The organism is Brevundimonas sp. Root1279 (assembly GCF_001425945.1).
Classification (GTDB): domain Bacteria; phylum Pseudomonadota; class Alphaproteobacteria; order Caulobacterales; family Caulobacteraceae; genus Brevundimonas.
The window spans coordinates 105998-120288 of the sequence record NZ_LMEB01000009.1 but is presented as its reverse complement, the minus strand read 5'-3'; the positions used below and the strand labels follow the sequence as shown (position 1 = coordinate 120288).

Sequence of the window (14291 nt, the reverse complement as noted above, 5' to 3'; positions counted from 1 at the left end):
CGCCGATCGAGCGCCAGGTCGCTAGAGGGTCAGGACGCAGCGCTCGTGGATGGTCGGACGCGCCACCTGGATACGGCACAGGCCCGGCCACTCGGGCTTCAGCGTCTTGGCGAACCACAGGCACAGGTTCTCGAGGCTGGGCAGCTCCAGCCCCGCATGCTCGTTGAGCATGCCGTGATCCAACTGTTCGGCGGCCGCCTTCAACGCCCGGTCCAGCGCGCCCAGGTCGGCGACCCAGCCGTGTTCGGCGTCCAGCACCTCGCTGCGCACCGTCGCCTCCACCGTGAACGAATGGCCGTGGACGCGGCGATAGATGCTGCCCTCGGGCTCGTTGGGGAAGTGGTGGGCCGCGTCGAAGGTGGCCTGTTTGGTGATCTCGAAGACGGGCATTAGCGGACGCCGATGTACTTGTGGGTCTGGACGCTGAGCCGCCACTGCGGGTGCGTCAGGCAATAGTCGATGGCTGCGGCGGTGTTGGCCTCGCGGTCAGGGCCGTCCATGGGCTGCAACCAGAAGCGCTCGAACGACAGGTGCTCGAACCGGTCCGGCATGGCCTTGGCCTGCGGGAAGACCAGCTTCAGCTCCTGGCCCGAGGTCTGGACCACCGGAGCGTCGGCCTTGGGGCTGACGCAGACCCAGTCGATCCCGGCCGGGGCCTCAAGCGTGCCGTTGCTTTCGATGGCGATCTCGAAGCCGCGGGCGTGCAGCGCGTCGATCAACGGTTGATCCAGCTGCAGCAACGGCTCGCCGCCGGTGCAGACCACCAGCTTCGGGTCCCCCGCCCTGCCCCGCCACATGGCGTCGACATGGTCGGCCAGCGCCTCAGGCGTCGCGAACTTGCCGCCGCCGTCGCCGTCCGTCCCGACGAAATCCGTGTCGCAGAAATTGCAGATCGCCGTCGCCCGGTCGCGCTCCAGCCCGTTCCACAGGTTGCAGCCGGCGAAGCGCAGGAAGACCGCGGGCCGCCCCGCCTGGCCGCCCTCGCCCTGCACCGTCAGAAAGACTTCCTTGGCCGCATAGCTCATGGCCGCGCCACCCACTGGCCGTAGCCGACGGCGCGCAGCTCGCACGCCGGGCAAGTCCCGCAGCCGTAGCCCCAGCCGAACCGCAGGGCGCGGTCGCCGCGGTAGCAGGTGTGGCTTTCCTCGACGATCAGGTCGACCAGGGCCTGGCCGCCGATGCGGTCCGCCAGGGCCCAGGTCTCCGCCTTGGTCAGGGCCATCAGCGGCGTCTCGATGATCACCGGCTTGTCCAGGCCGAGGCTGAGCGCATGCGCCATGGCCTCGATGGTGTCGCGGCGGCAGTCGGGATAGCCGGAGTAGTCGGTCTCGCACATGCCGCCGACCAACACCTCCAGGCCGCGGCGGTCGGCCAGGGCGGCGGCGCAGGTCAGGAACACCAGATTGCGCCCCGGCACGAAGGTGGTCGGCAGGCCGCGCGCGTCCATCTCGATGGCGCGCTCGGCCGTCAGGGCGCTCTCGGCGATCTTGCCGTAGCCGGTCAGGTCGACGACGTGATCCGGGCCCAGCCGGTCGGCCCACTGCGGCAGCACCTTGGCCATGCCTTTGCGCACGTCGAGGCGCGCCTGCATCTCGACCGAATGGCGCTGGCCATAGTCGAAGCCGACTGTCTCGACGCGGTCGAAACGCTCCAGCGCCCAGGCCAGGCAGGTGGCGCTGTCCTGCCCGCCGGAGAACAGAACAAGGGCCGATTTTTCAGGGCTTTGGCTGATTTCGCTCATGACAAACCTGCGGTCGGCCGGTCGGCCGCGCGCATGGACAAGGGTGATGGACCGCTCCAGGGCGGGCGGGCCTTCTACACCAACGCGTCCGGAGGGGCAAAAGAGGCGGGAATCGGCAAGCTCAGCCTTAATGCTTCCGCAAAGAGTTCAAGGCACTGTCCGCCAGTCGCAGTGGAGTCCCAGGCAGAATGCCGACCATCGAAGCCCTGACAGAACGCGCGGAGGCGGTATCGCCCGACACGCTGGGCAGCGATGTCTTCGCGCGCTTCACCAGCGAACCCGACACCCTGGTCATTCCGGTCGTCGACGGCGATCGCCCGCTCGGCCTGATCGAGCGCAACGCCTTTCTGCTCAAGATCGCCGGGGCCTTCGGACACGCCCTCTACGCCAAGCGCCCGGTCATCCATCTGATGGACGAGGACCCGGCCGTGGTCGAGGCCGGCGTGGCCATCGACACCTTCTGCGATGTGCTGATGAAGAGCGGCGCCGGCGCCCTGATGCGCGGCTTCATCGTCACCCGCGGCGGCAAATATCACGGCGTCGGAACGGCGGTGTCCCTGCTGCAGGCCGTCAACGACCGCCAGCGCAAACAGAACGAGGAACTGGCCGAGCAGGCCCGCGTCCTGACCGACACCAAGACCCAGGCTCTCGCCTCGGCCCGCGCCAAGAGCCAGTTCCTGGCCATCATGAGCCATGAGCTGCGCACCCCGATGAACGGCGTCCTCGCCGTCGCCGAACTGCTGCGCCGCCAGCCGCTGAACGCCCAGGCCCACGCCCATGTGACGACGATCGTGGAGTCGTCGGAGACCCTTCTGCGCATCCTCCAGGACGCGCTCGACCTGTCCCGCGCCGAGGCCGGCGAGCTGGAGATGCACGCCGAGCCGACCCCCCTGCGCGCCCTGATGGACGACGTCCAGGCGATGTGGGCTCCGCGCGCCTCGCAGGACAACGTGACCCTCATGGTGGGCTACGAAGGCGACACGGAACTCGCCGCCGTGGTCGACCCCGTTCGCCTCAAGCAGGTGTTCAACAACCTGATCGGCAACGCGCTGAAGTTCGCCCGCAACGGCGTCGTCGAGGCCGGACTCAAGGCTGTGGCCCAGGGCGGCCGCATCCGCCTCGAGGCCCGCATTCGCGACGACGGCCCGGGCGTCGACGCCGACCGCGTCGACCTGATCTTCCAGCCGTTCGTCCACGGCTCGGGGCCAGACGGCGCCGGCCTGGGCCTGTCGATCTGCCGCCAGGTGATCGAGCGCATGGGCGGCCGCATCTGGGCCGAGAACAACCCGGGCCAGGGCGCCACCTTCGCCTTCGATGTCGAGGTCGAGCGCGCCTACGTCGAGGCCCCGACGGCCTCCAACGTCCAGTCCCTGTCCGACATGGACCTGGCCCACAACGCCACGCCGCACGTGCTGATCGTCGACGACAACGCGACCAACCGCGTCGTCGCCCAGGCCCTGTGCGAGATGTTCGGCTGCACCTCCGAGACCGCCGAGGACGGCCTGCAGGCCGTCGAGATCGTGCAGGAACGGCTGTTCGACCTGATCCTGATGGACATCAAGATGCCGCGCATGGACGGGGTCCAGGCGACCCAGGCCATCCGCGCCCTCACCGGCCCGGCCGCCGCCATCCCGATCGTCGCCCTGACCGCCAACGCCGACCCGGAAGACGCGCGCAAATACATGGCCAACGGCATGGCCGCTGTGGTCGAGAAGCCGATCAAGCCGGAACGCCTGCGCATGGCCATGAATGCGGCCCTGGAACAGGCCGCCGCGGCCGCCGCGGTCGTACCCAGCACGAAACGGGCCCGGTCGGCGGCTTAGCTGACCGGTTCGGCGACCTCCCCCGCCGCTTCCTCGTCCTCGTCGTCGTAGCCCACCAGCCGCAGGGCCCGCGCCTTCTGCCCGTGCAACTCGCACCAGCGCAGCAGCCCCTCCTCCCGCCCATGGGTGATCCAGATCTCCTCGGGCTTCAGCTCGGCGAAGGTGGCCGTCAGCTCCGGCCAGTCGGCATGGTCCGACAGCACCAGCGGCAGCTCGACGCCCCTCTGCCGCGCCCGCGCCCGCACACCCATCCAGCCCGAGGCGAAGGCCAGCACGGGATCGGCGAAGCGGCGCGACCAACGATCCTGGGTCGCCGACGGCGGAGCGATGACCACCTCGCCGCCCAGCGCATTGGGCTTCAGTCCGGTGGCGGGCGCCAGCGGACCCAGGTCGACGCCCTCGCGCTCGTACAACCGGTTCAGCCGCTCCAGCGCCCCGTGAACGTAGATGGTCCGATCCCAGCCCGCCTCGCGCAACAGGCGGATCACCCGCTGCGCCTTGCCCAGGGCATAGGCCCCGACCAGATGGGCTCGCTCGGGAAACTGGCGCAGCGACTGCACCAGCCGTCCGATCTCCTCGGCGTCCGGCGGATGGGTGAAGACCGGCAGGCCGAAGGTCGCCTCCGAGATGAAGACATCGCAGGGGACCGGCTCGAACAGGGCGCAGGTGGGGTCGCGCCGCCGCTTGTAGTCGCCGGACACCACCATTCTCACGCCACGCCACTGGATCACCGCCTGGGCCGAACCCAGCACATGGCCTGCCGGGACCAGGGTCACGTCGACGTCGTTATGCGAGGCTGTCTCGCCGTAGGTCACCGCCTGCCGGCGAAGGGCGAATTCCTCGCCGTAGCGCTCGGCCATGATGGCGAGGGTCTGGGGCGTAGCCAGCACGGCGCCGTGCCCGGCCCGGGCGTGGTCGGAGTGGCCGTGGGTGATGACCGCCCGATCGACCGGCCGCACCGGATCGACGTAGAAGTCGCCGGGCGGGCAGTACAGACCGGCCGGGGTCGGCCTGAGCAGGTCTTCGAAGCGGATCATCGGGCGAGGAAACGCGCGAACGCCGCTTGCGTCCACCGGCCGACCGAGACGATACCAGACCATGACCGCCTCGCCCCTGCAGTCGCTCCTGCCCCAGCTCGCCTCCGGCGCCGCCCACACCCACGCCCTGGGCTTCGCCTACGAAGGCCTGGAGGGCGACCGGGTGCGCATCCGCGTTCCCTGGCGCGAGGACCTGGTCGGCGATCCCGACACCGGCGTGCTGTCGGGCGGCCTGGTCACCACCCTGCTCGATCACGTCGGCGGTCTGGCCGTCTGGGTCGCCCTGGACCGCTTCGAGTCCATCGCCACCCTCGACCTGCGCGTCGACTACATGCGCGCCGCCGAGCCCGGCCGCGACCTGATTGCTGAAGCCCGTTGCTATCATCTGGGCCATTCCGTCGCCTTCGTCCGGGCCTGGGCCTTCGAGGACAGTCCCGAAAACCCCGTGGCGGCGGCGCAGTCAGCCTACATGCTGAACTCCAGCGGCGGCCGCGGCCTGGGCGCCAACCTCAAGGCGCCGCGCGAGGCCGGTCAATGAGCGAGCTTCTGAACCGCCTGCCCTACGCCCGCTTCCTCGGCCTGACCTCGGCCGAGGACGGCGACGCCCTCACCGTGACCATGCCCTTCGCCGAGAAGCTGATCGGCAACCCCGTCCTGCCGGCCCTGCACGGCGGCTCCACCGCCGCCCTGCTAGAGCTGACGGCGGTCGCCCAGGTCGCCCTGCTTTACCCGCGCCTGCGCCTGCCGCGGCCGATCAACGTCACCGTCGCCTATCTGCGCTCCGGGCGGCCGGTCGACGTCCAGGCCCGGGCCCGCATCAGCAAGGCCGGCCGCCGCGTCGCCCACGTCCTGGCGGAGGCCTGGCAGGAGGACGAGGCCCAGCCGATCGCCTCCCTGACAGCGCACTTCCTGCTCGCCGAGCACGACCTCTAGGCATATCCGCCTAGACGCACACGCGCCTCATTCAACCATCGAGCGACCTTAGCCGTAGTCCGCGCTGACGGGCGATTCCGCTCGCCTCCAAGCCTCTCGGGCCCTTCCGGCGATCAACCGGAGATTGCTTCACTGTGTCCGGAAAGGGACATAAGATGGTTTATGGTCAACAAAACCCTACCTAAACGGCCTATGCCGTGTTAAGGCCTGGTTTACCTAGTTTGGAGGGTATCAATGGACCGCACTGAAGTCGTCGCCAGCCTCGCCGGTGACCTGAATGCCACCGAGCAAGCCGTCGACGCGGCTATCGCTCACGCCACCACCCTGGTGCAGTCGTTCATCGGCGCCCGCACTGCCCTCTCGCTCTCGCCGGTCGCGGCTGCGGAATCGCAAGCCAAGGCCATGGCGGCCATCGCTGCCCTCGCCGCCGCTCGCGCCGCTGTCGTCGAGTGCCACGCCGAAATGGCGAAGGATCACCGTCGCCTCGGCTTCGGCACCTACATGGGCGGGATCCTGGACAAGCCGGCGGAAGACCGCCCGCGCACGGCCGGTTCGGCCGACCACCTGCGCGCCGTTTAGTTCGGCGTAATGTCGGGCGGCGGACGTTTCGATCCGCACCGACTTGATGCATTGTCGCCCCCAACGCTTTGAGCGCTGGGGGCGATTCTGTGTTTGACACGACCTACTCGATGATTGGCGTCGCGATCATCGTGCTGATCGCGGGCTTCGCCTTCCTCAAGGGGGACGAGCCGGAGCGGATCGGCGCCGGCGCCTTCGTCATGGTCGCGCTGGCCTCCCTGCTCATCCAGGACAACACCGGCTACTTCGGGCCCAAATACGGGCAGCTGGCCGCCGACCTGGTGCTGCTGGCCATCTTCGCCATCATCGCCTGGAAGAGCCGCCGCACCTGGCCCGTCTGGGCCGCCGCCTTCCAGGGCATCATCGTCGCCGGCCACCTGGTCTTCATCATGGACACCGGCGCCGGCAACATCGCCTTCTACGCCGTGAACAATCTGTCCGGCGTCGCCATCCTGATCACCATCGGGGTCGGCACCTTCTGGGCCTGGCAGGAACGCCGGGCCGCCGGGATCGAATAGGCGGCGGACCAGACATGCCGGAGAGCGTCATCGCCCACGCCGGCTTCGCCCTCGTCGTCCTCGTCGCCATCGTCGGCTTCCTGAAGGGGGACGAGCCCGAGCGCATTGGCGCCGGCGCCTACGCCCTCGCCCTGTTCTCCACCCTGCTGCTGCGGGAGGAGAGCCTCATGGACCAGCCCCAGCTCGCCCTGATCCTGATCGACGCCGCCCTGCTGGTCGTCTACGGCGCCCTGGCCTGGAAGAGCCGCCGCGCGTGGCCCGCCTGGGCCGCCGCGGTCCAGACCGTCGCCGTCATGGCCCATGTGCTGATGATCGCCCAGCCCGGCGCCTCGATCGCCACCCTCTATGAGGTCGTCAGCCTGGCCAATTTCGCCGCCCTCGGCGTCCTGTCCATCGGCGTCTTCCAGGCCTGGCGCGACCGCGCAATCGTCGCCGAGCCGCGTTGACCACGACGGGACATAGGCGGATATTCCTACAGATCGCCGCCAAGGCGCTGCTGATTCGGCCGTCATGCCCCTGTCCCACGCCCAGCTCTGGAAGGCGATCGACGGCCTCGCCCGGCGCGAGGGCCTCAGCGCCTCGGGCCTGGCCCGGCGCGCCGGGCTGGACGCCACCAGCTTCAATCCTTCCAAGCGTTTCGGCCCCGGCGAGCCGCCGCGCCCGCGCTGGCCCTCGACCGAAAGCCTGACGCGCATCCTCGAAGCCACCGGCGCGACCCTCGGCGACTTCGCCGCCTTGGCCCAGGACGCCCCGGACCGCCCTTCCACCGTGCCCATGCTCGGCCTGGCCCAGGCCGGCCAGGACGGCTTCTTCGACGACGCCGGCCTGCCCGTCGGCGACGGCTGGGAACAGACCGAGCTGCCGCGTCCCCGCGACACCCTTCTCAGCCTGCGCATCAATGGCGACTCCATGGTCCCGCTGTACCGTGAGGGCGACCGGGTCATCGTCGATCGCGAAGCGTCCGACGTGCGCAAGGGCGACCGCGTCGTGGTCCGCACCACCGGCGGCGAGACCTTGGCCAAGGAGGTCGACCGGCTCACCACCGAGACCGTCACCCTCGCCTCGATCAACCCAGCCTACGAACCGCGCACCGTCGAACGCCGCGACATCCAGTGGATGGGCCGCATCCTGTGGGTGAGCCAGTAGCAGGGCCGGCCTAGTCCAGGTCCGTCTGGATCCACTTCGGCGAATGGTGGATGTCGATCGTCTGCAGGCGGCCCGGCCCCAGGTTCTCGAACCTGTGCGGAACGCCGGCCGGCCCGAACACCACGTCGCCCTGGGCCGCCTCCAGCGTCGTGTCGCCGACAAAGAACCGCGCCCGCCCGGCGATGACGATGAAGGTCTCGTCATAGGGGTGGACGTGCAGCCGCGGCCCCTCCCCGATCGTGTCCGTGCCGTAGGCTAGGACGGTCGTCTGTCCGCCCCACGCCACCCCTTCGACGACCCCACGCCATGGCCCGGCCGCGGCGCCGTCGAACAGGGTCTCCTTGCTCGCCGCCCGCCCGTCGGCTGTGACGCTGGCGGGATCGAAGTCTCTGCGTGGCATCCAGGGTCCCTCAGGTTGCGGTTTGCGCCGCCTGGGCGCGTGCATCGGAGCATCGCGCAGGCCGAGCGGCCGGGCAAATCGAGCGGACGCGAGTTCAACGTCGCCTTCGAGCGCTACGGAAACAGGGCTTCGTTGCCCCGCTGGGCCAGCCATCCATTCTCGTCATCGGCCGCCGCGCACCGGCTTTTGCTTTGGTAGCCGGGCGAGCCTCCCCTGCTCGGACAGGAGATCCTCCAAGCAGACCTGGGCCTGGAGATCCGAACAAAAAAGGCCGCCCCGAAGGGCGGCCTCTCCTTGTCTCTGCGCCAGTGCTTAGCGCGTGACGTAGTGGGCGTTGACCCAGCCGCCGCCGGCGATCTGGACCCATTCGCCCTGCGAGCCGGTGGCCGTGAACGGCTGGCCGGCCGACAGACGGCCCATGGTGCGGTAGCCGGTGCCCGGGCCCGAACGAATGTTCAGGTTGGACATGGCCCGGTACTGGGCGCTGTTGTCGTAGCTGTAGTTCGAACTGGCGGCGCGCTGGCGCTGCTGGTTACAGCCGATGTACGAGCCGGCGGCCGCACCCGCGGCGCCGCCCGCGACCGCGCCGAGGGCGCGCTCATTGTCCGAGATTTGGCTGCCGGCCAGGGCGCCGAGCACGCCGCCGATCAGGGCGCCGGTGCGCTGGCGGCCGCCGGGGGCGTCACAGTTGGTCACGCCGTTGGCGCGCGATTGGGCGGAAGCGATGGTCGGAATGGCCGCCGGAGCGAGCGTGCCCAGAATGGCGGCGGCGGCGATAGCGACGGTGATTTTCTTGTTATTCGACATGGCTCATCTCCTGTCATCGAGTTGGTCGATGGCAGGCACAATGCACTGGCCAAGCTGAAGGCTCCCGGAGGGTCGCCGTTATATTCGGTTCATGTTCGTTAGCGCGCTAACGCTCGCGACGCGGTCGCTCGCTGCTTGAGCGCGCGAAGCGCCAGGCCGCGTCGGGTCGGGAGGTCCCGCAGGGCCGACGACCGCGGCCGACTAAGACGCCAGCTCGCCGTTCGCGCCAGCCTCGATCAGAGCGATCGTCTGCGGCAGGCCGTAAATGGCCGCGAACGAGCCGAACCGCGGCCCCTGCGACGCGCCCAGCAGCACCTCGTACAGCGCCCCGAACCAGGCGCGCAGCGGCTCGAACGCGTGTTCTTTGCCCACGGCGTAGACCTCGCCCTGGATCAGTTCGCCGTCCGTGGTGTCGGCCGGCAGGGCCTTCAGCCGCGCCGCCAGGTCCAGCAGCGCCGCCTTCTCCTTGTCGTCGGGCAGGCGGTAGGACTTCGTCGGCTTCACGAAGTCCTCGTAGTAGTTCAGCGCCCGGTCCATCAGCTGGTCGAGCAGCGGTTCGTTCTCGGGCGTCGCCTCGGGCAGGTATTTGGCGAAATAGGCCCATAGCTGCGCCTTGGACGAGGCATTCGCCACGCCCACCAGGTTGAGCAGCAGGGCGAAGGACACCGGCGAGGTGTGCTCGGGCGGCGCCCCCGAATGGATCGACCAGACGGCGTTGTCGATCCGCTTCGGCGGCTCCTGCGTCTTATAGGCCTCGATGAAGGCCAGATAGTCGTCGATCGCGCGCGGAATGACGTTGAAATGCAGCGACTTGGCGGACTTCGGCGACTGGAACATGTACCACGACAGGCTCTCGGGCGTGCCGTAGCGCAGCCACTCCTCCATGGTCAGGCCGTTGCCCTTGGACTTGGAGATCTTCTTGCCCTCGATGTCGAGGAAGAGCTCGTAGTTGAAGCCCTCGGGCGGGACGCCCCCAAGCGCGCGGCAGACCTTGGAGCTCTCGCGCACGCTCTCGATCAGGTCCTTGCCCGACATCTCGTAGTCGACGTCCAGCGCCGTCCAGCGCATGGCCCAGTCGGGCTTCCACTGCAGCTTCACATGGCCGCCGGTGACCGGGACCTCGGTTCGTCCGCCGGCGGGATCGTCGAACACGATCGTGCCCTTCTCGACGTTGCGCTCCAGCGTCGGCACCTGCAGCACATGGCCGGTGATCGGGCTGACCGGCAGGAAGGGCGAATAGGTGGCGCGGCGCTCTTCGCCGAGCGTCGGCAGCATGATGGACTGGACCGCGTCGAACCGCTCCAGCAGACGCAGCAGCACCTCGTCGAACCGCCCCGACCTGTACTGCTCGGTCGAGGAGAGGAACTCGTACTCGAAGCCGAAGCCGTCGAGGAAGGCGCGCAGGCGGGCGTTGTTGTGCGCCCCGAAGCTGTCGTGCGTGCCGAACGGGTCGCGCACCACGGTCAGCGGCTTGTGCAGGTCCTCGCGCAGCATCTCCGGATTGGGGATGCCCTCCGGAACCTTGCGCAGTCCGTCCATGTCGTCCGAGAAGGCGATCAGCCGCGTGCGCCAGTGGTCGCCGGTCAGGGCGCGGAAGGCGTTGCGCACCATGGTCGTGCGCGCCACCTCGCCGAAGGTGCCCATGTGCGGCAGGCCCGACGGCCCATACCCCGTCTCCAGGATCACCGGCCGCTGCAGCGCCTCGAAGGTCGCCAGCGCCTCGTCCGCCTTGCCGGCGTCGATCAGCAGCTTGGCGGCGTTCCGGTCGGCGTCCGACAGCCGCTTCTTCAGAACGTGGTTCAGAAGATTGCGGGCCTGTTCGAACGGCCAGGACTTGGCCTCACGCGAGAGGGTTTCGAGGTTCTGCAGCATGGGAGGGGCTTTGCAGCGTCAGGGGCGGCGGGTCAACGCCCGGCGCGTCACCGATCGCCCGGTTCAGCCCGCAGGGCTCGCGGAAGCATTCGGCGGAAGCCTTCGTCCGCCGACACCCCGTCACGCCGGGCCCGGCCATAGATCAAACCGGCGACGACCAACGGAAAGGCCGCAAGGATCGTGAGAAAGATCCAACTGCCGCTGAGATCGATCCCCAAGAAGCTCAAGAACCCCATCGGGGCGAGGACTGAAATCGGCGTCAGGACAAGGCCGAAGAACAGCGCCTTGCCGGCCGTCCCGAGCCGGGTCGGGCGCTGCTCCGGTCGCTTCATCGCCCCGCGCGCACTGGCCGCTCGCTCCAGGCGCTGCAGTTCCGCAGCCTGATGCGGGCTCCGAAACTCGGTCTTCTCAAGGAAATGTCCGTCCGGCCAGATCAGGCTCGCCGTTACGGCGGCCGTCTTCAGGGCCTGGACGTCGTCGACCCGCCGGTAGGCCCACAGCCGCCAACGCGTGATCTGGCTCGACCAGGCCACCCAACTGCAAAGGAGGGCGAGCACGAACGCCAGGATCAAGGCGCCCAGCACGATCCAACCATCGTCCGCCTGGGTCTCCATCAGAGCACCGATCGCGCCGAAGCCGGCCAGCGGCAGGCCGAAACCCAGCAGCGCCGTGCCGTTGACCCACACCATCCCGACAAGGATGGCCCGTTCTATGCTGATCTTCCCGCCCATCGGCCAAGCCTAACGACGTACCCGGCGGAACCCAAGACTTAACGGCGCCGCTTCACCGTCCCCGCCACCACCGCCGCACCGCTCGCGACCACCAGCGCATCCTCGATCAGCCCGCTCCTGGTCTGGCCGATCTCCCGCATCGCCCGCTTGCGGCCCGCCAGGGTGAGGTAGGCCAGCGGCACAGCGACCGTCACCGCCAGCAGGCCCCCGAAGCGCTCCCGCCCCTTCGGCGCCAGAGCGGCGCCCGCGATGCCGGCGCTCATGACCCGGGCGAGCAGGCCCAGCGGGACGGTCCGGTCCGGGGCCGACTTCATCTTGTCGCCGAACAACTCGCCGACGCCCATCACGAGGGCCCCGGCCGTGAACAGCGGATGGGTCAGCAGGCGCAGCCGGCCGGGCGTCTTGCGGTGGGCAAGGTGGGCGGTCGCCAGAGCCGCCATGGGGGTCATCGAACGGGCGCTGGCGACGGCGCCGATGAGGGCGGACGCAAGGAGATCGGGTACACGCATCGCTTCCCAACACCTGCCCGGCGAACGGGTTCATCGCTTCCCGGCGGGCCCGACGCGACGCCGGTGCAACCTCGCCCCCCGACATCGGTTGTCAGGGCTCCCGCCCGGAGCCGCCGCATGACCGATCAACCCACCTTCACCATCGACCAGGCCATTGCGGCGCAACGCAGCCTCCGCGAGGCCCTCGGGCTCGGCGAGGAGCGGTTCGAAGTCTCCGAATTCGTCGAGATGGTCAGCGACGAGATCGAGCAGATGCGCGACGCCGGCAAGACCGACGCGGACATCGTCGCCATCGTCGCCGAGGCCACCGGCCACCGCATGGACGTCGCCGACATCGAGCGCCACTACGTCGCGCCGGAAGACCGCCACGGCGGCGACGAGGACTAGCCGCCTTCCCGCTTGCGCCTCGCCCGGCTTGGCCGCACCCTCGCCGCCCCGTCGCCCCGCGAGGCCCCATGCGCACGATCGTCGCCTGCCTGAGCCTGTTGCTCGCCACGCCGGCCCTGGCCCAGACCCCTACGCTCATCCGCCCGGCCGCCGTGTTCGACGGCGTCGACGGCCGGCTGCACCCAGGCTGGTCGGTGCTGGTCGAGGGCGAGCGCATCGTCGCCGTCGGGCCGTCGGTGGTCGCGCCTGCCGACGCGCGCATCGTCGACCTGCCCGGCGCCACCCTGCTGCCCGGCTTCATCGAGGGCCACTCCCACCTGTTCCTGCACCCCTACAACGAAGCCAAGTGGGACGATCAGGTGCTGCACGAGCCGCTCGCCCTGCGCACCGCCCGGGCCGTGGTGGCGGCGGAGGACACCCTCAACGCCGGCTTCACGACGACCCGTGACCTCGGTACCGAGGGGGCGGGCTACGCCGACGTCGGCCTGCGCCAGGCCATCGACGAGGGCATCGTTCCCGGCCCCCGCATCCTCGCCGCCACCCGCGCCATCGTGGCCACCGGCGCCTACGGCCCCAAGGGCTTCGAGCCGGGCGCCGACACGCCGCTGGGCGCCGAAGAGGCCGACGGCGACGACCTGATCCGCGTGGTGCGCAGCCAGATCGGCGGGGGCGCCGACGTCATCAAGCTCTACGCCGACAGCCCCTGGCGGCCCGGCGAGCCCAGCCGTCCGACCTTCTCCGAGGCCGAGATGCGCCTCGCCGTCGAGACCGCCCACGCCGCCGGCCGCCCGGTGGCCATCCACGCCGCCACCGCCGAGGGCATGCGCCGCGCCGCCTCGGCCGGGGCCGACACCATCGAGCACGGCGACGGCGGCACGCCCGAGATCTACCGGCTGATGGCCGGGCGCGGCGTGGTCCTGTGCCCCACCCTCGCCGCCACCTGGTCCAACGCCCGCTACGCCGGCTGGGACGGGTCCGCCGCCAGCGCCCCGCCCCGCGTCCGCGCCCACCGCGAGGCCTTCGCCGCCGCACGCGCCGCTGGAGTGAAGATGTGCATGGGCGGCGACGTCGGGGTCTACGCCCACGGCACCAACGCCCTCGAGATGGAGCTGATGGTCGACTACGGCATGCCGGCGGCCGACGTCCTCATGGCCGCCACCTCCGGCAACGCCGAGGCCTTGGACCTACCCGACCGCGGCCGCGTCCAGCCGGGCCTGCTGGCCGACCTCGTCGCCGTCCAGGGCGACCCGACCGCCGACATCCACGCCACACGCAATGTGGTCTGGGTCATGAAGGGCGGCGAGGTGGTGAAGGATCCCGAGCCTAGAACCGCGAGTGCGGATTGACGGAATCTTCCGGCGGACCGGCCACCACGTCCCAGTGCTCGACGATGCGGCAGTTCTCGACGCGGAAGATGTCGGCCAGGGCGTAGGCGGGCGCGCCGGGCGCGGGCGTCATGCGGGCGTGGATGAAGACCAGGTCATCCGAGGCCGCCGAGCGCAGCACCTCCCAGCGCGCCGTCGGAACATCGCGGATGATGCCCCCCAGGAACTCGACCACGGCCGCGCGCGTGCCGCCGGGAATGTCCGGCTTGTGCTCGACGAAGGCGGGCGAAGTGTAGCGCTCGAAGGCGACCTCGGGCTGCCGCTCGACGAGGCCGAGCGTGTAGAAGTCCAGCACCAGCTGACGATTGGCGGCGGGTGAGCTGTCGCAGTCCGCGGCTTGTCCTGCGAAGGCGGGTCCGGTGGCGACCACAGCGAGGCAGGCGATCAGGGAAAGGGCGAGCTTGCGCATGGGTTCACAATCCA

Annotated in this window: 19 protein-coding genes; 9 read left to right on the top strand and 10 right to left on the bottom strand. The window is 69.8% G+C overall.

Going from position 1 to position 14291, the window contains the following annotated elements; all coding sequences use genetic code 11:
* Positions 1-21 precede the first annotated feature (21 nt).
* From ASC65_RS13990 to queC, 3 genes are read right to left on the bottom strand one after another with little or no spacing between them, the layout of a single operon-like run.
* Positions 22-390 carry a 6-pyruvoyl trahydropterin synthase family protein gene (locus tag ASC65_RS13990; protein ID WP_056454555.1) on the bottom strand — a complete coding sequence of 123 codons (369 nt, stop codon included), beginning with the start codon at positions 388-390 and terminating at the stop codon, positions 22-24.
* A complete protein-coding gene (queE, locus tag ASC65_RS13985; RefSeq protein ID WP_056455242.1) occupies positions 390-1025 on the bottom strand; it encodes a 7-carboxy-7-deazaguanine synthase in 636 nt (211 codons plus the stop codon). The genes ASC65_RS13990 and queE overlap by 1 nt, the downstream gene beginning before the upstream one ends.
* A complete protein-coding gene (gene queC, locus ASC65_RS13980; protein ID WP_056454552.1) occupies positions 1022-1741 on the bottom strand; it encodes a 7-cyano-7-deazaguanine synthase QueC in 720 nt (239 codons plus the stop codon). The genes queE and queC overlap by 4 nt, the downstream gene beginning before the upstream one ends.
* 188 nt (positions 1742-1929) lie before the next feature.
* Between queC and ASC65_RS13975 the strand changes: the two genes are divergently transcribed.
* Positions 1930-3564: a response regulator gene (locus ASC65_RS13975; RefSeq protein WP_056454549.1), complete on the top strand. Its 1635-nt coding sequence runs from the start codon at positions 1930-1932 to the stop codon at positions 3562-3564.
* Here ASC65_RS13975 and ASC65_RS13970 read toward each other — a convergent pair.
* The gene (locus ASC65_RS13970; RefSeq protein WP_056454547.1) at positions 3561-4601 is read right to left on the bottom strand and encodes a ligase-associated DNA damage response exonuclease; all 1041 of its coding nucleotides are present in this window, start codon (positions 4599-4601) and stop codon (positions 3561-3563) included. The genes ASC65_RS13975 and ASC65_RS13970 overlap by 4 nt on opposite strands.
* 61 nt (positions 4602-4662) lie before the next feature.
* Between ASC65_RS13970 and ASC65_RS13965 the strand changes: the two genes are divergently transcribed.
* The 6 genes from ASC65_RS13965 to ASC65_RS13940 all read left to right on the top strand — a co-directional run bounded on the left by ASC65_RS13965 (position 4663) and on the right by ASC65_RS13940 (position 7777).
* On the top strand, positions 4663-5139 hold the full coding sequence (locus ASC65_RS13965; protein WP_056454544.1) for a PaaI family thioesterase: 477 nt from the start codon (positions 4663-4665) through the stop codon (positions 5137-5139).
* Positions 5136-5534, top strand: a complete 399-nt coding sequence (locus ASC65_RS13960; RefSeq protein ID WP_056454541.1) for a PaaI family thioesterase — start codon at positions 5136-5138, stop codon at positions 5532-5534. Before ASC65_RS13965 ends, ASC65_RS13960 begins: the two co-directional genes overlap by 4 nt.
* A 234-nt stretch (positions 5535-5768) precedes the next feature.
* Positions 5769-6113 carry a hypothetical protein gene (locus tag ASC65_RS13955; RefSeq protein WP_056454538.1) on the top strand — a complete coding sequence of 115 codons (345 nt, stop codon included), beginning with the start codon at positions 5769-5771 and terminating at the stop codon, positions 6111-6113.
* 89 nt (positions 6114-6202) lie between these two features.
* Entirely contained in the window at positions 6203-6631 is a 429-nt protein-coding gene (locus ASC65_RS13950; RefSeq protein ID WP_056454535.1) for a hypothetical protein, read from the top strand.
* A gap of 14 nt (positions 6632-6645) precedes the next feature.
* Positions 6646-7077 (top strand): hypothetical protein, encoded by a 432-nt coding sequence (locus ASC65_RS13945; RefSeq protein WP_056454532.1) that lies wholly within the window; start codon positions 6646-6648, stop codon positions 7075-7077.
* 64 nt (positions 7078-7141) lie between these two features.
* Positions 7142-7777 carry a S24 family peptidase gene (locus ASC65_RS13940; protein ID WP_056454529.1) on the top strand — a complete coding sequence of 212 codons (636 nt, stop codon included), beginning with the start codon at positions 7142-7144 and terminating at the stop codon, positions 7775-7777.
* 10 nt (positions 7778-7787) lie between these two features.
* Here ASC65_RS13940 and ASC65_RS13935 read toward each other — a convergent pair whose 3' ends face one another.
* The 5 genes from ASC65_RS13935 to ASC65_RS13915 form a co-directional block, all read right to left on the bottom strand.
* Positions 7788-8177 (bottom strand): cupin domain-containing protein, encoded by a 390-nt coding sequence (locus ASC65_RS13935; RefSeq protein WP_056454526.1) that lies wholly within the window; start codon positions 8175-8177, stop codon positions 7788-7790.
* A gap of 312 nt (positions 8178-8489) precedes the next feature.
* Positions 8490-8984, bottom strand: coding sequence for an SH3 domain-containing protein (locus tag ASC65_RS13930; RefSeq protein ID WP_056454523.1), 495 nt, complete (start codon positions 8982-8984; stop codon positions 8490-8492).
* A gap of 201 nt (positions 8985-9185) precedes the next feature.
* Positions 9186-10856 carry a lysine--tRNA ligase gene (locus tag ASC65_RS13925; RefSeq protein ID WP_056454520.1) on the bottom strand — a complete coding sequence of 557 codons (1671 nt, stop codon included), beginning with the start codon at positions 10854-10856 and terminating at the stop codon, positions 9186-9188.
* 47 nt (positions 10857-10903) lie between these two features.
* Positions 10904-11587, bottom strand: coding sequence for a hypothetical protein (locus ASC65_RS13920; protein WP_056454517.1), 684 nt, complete (start codon positions 11585-11587; stop codon positions 10904-10906).
* A gap of 38 nt (positions 11588-11625) precedes the next feature.
* Positions 11626-12096: a hypothetical protein gene (locus ASC65_RS13915; RefSeq protein WP_056454514.1), complete on the bottom strand. Its 471-nt coding sequence runs from the start codon at positions 12094-12096 to the stop codon at positions 11626-11628.
* A gap of 117 nt (positions 12097-12213) precedes the next feature.
* Between ASC65_RS13915 and ASC65_RS13910 the strand changes: the two genes are divergently transcribed.
* Both ASC65_RS13910 and ASC65_RS13905 read left to right on the top strand, forming a co-directional pair.
* Positions 12214-12483, top strand: coding sequence for a hypothetical protein (locus ASC65_RS13910; RefSeq protein WP_056454511.1), 270 nt, complete (start codon positions 12214-12216; stop codon positions 12481-12483).
* Between the two features lie 68 nt (positions 12484-12551).
* A complete protein-coding gene (locus tag ASC65_RS13905; RefSeq protein WP_056454508.1) occupies positions 12552-13829 on the top strand; it encodes an amidohydrolase family protein in 1278 nt (425 codons plus the stop codon).
* Here the strand turns inward: ASC65_RS13905 and ASC65_RS13900 are convergent.
* Positions 13807-14277, bottom strand: a complete 471-nt coding sequence (locus ASC65_RS13900) for a nuclear transport factor 2 family protein (RefSeq protein ID WP_056454505.1) — start codon at positions 14275-14277, stop codon at positions 13807-13809. The genes ASC65_RS13905 and ASC65_RS13900 overlap by 23 nt on opposite strands.
* Positions 14278-14291 lie beyond the last annotated feature (14 nt).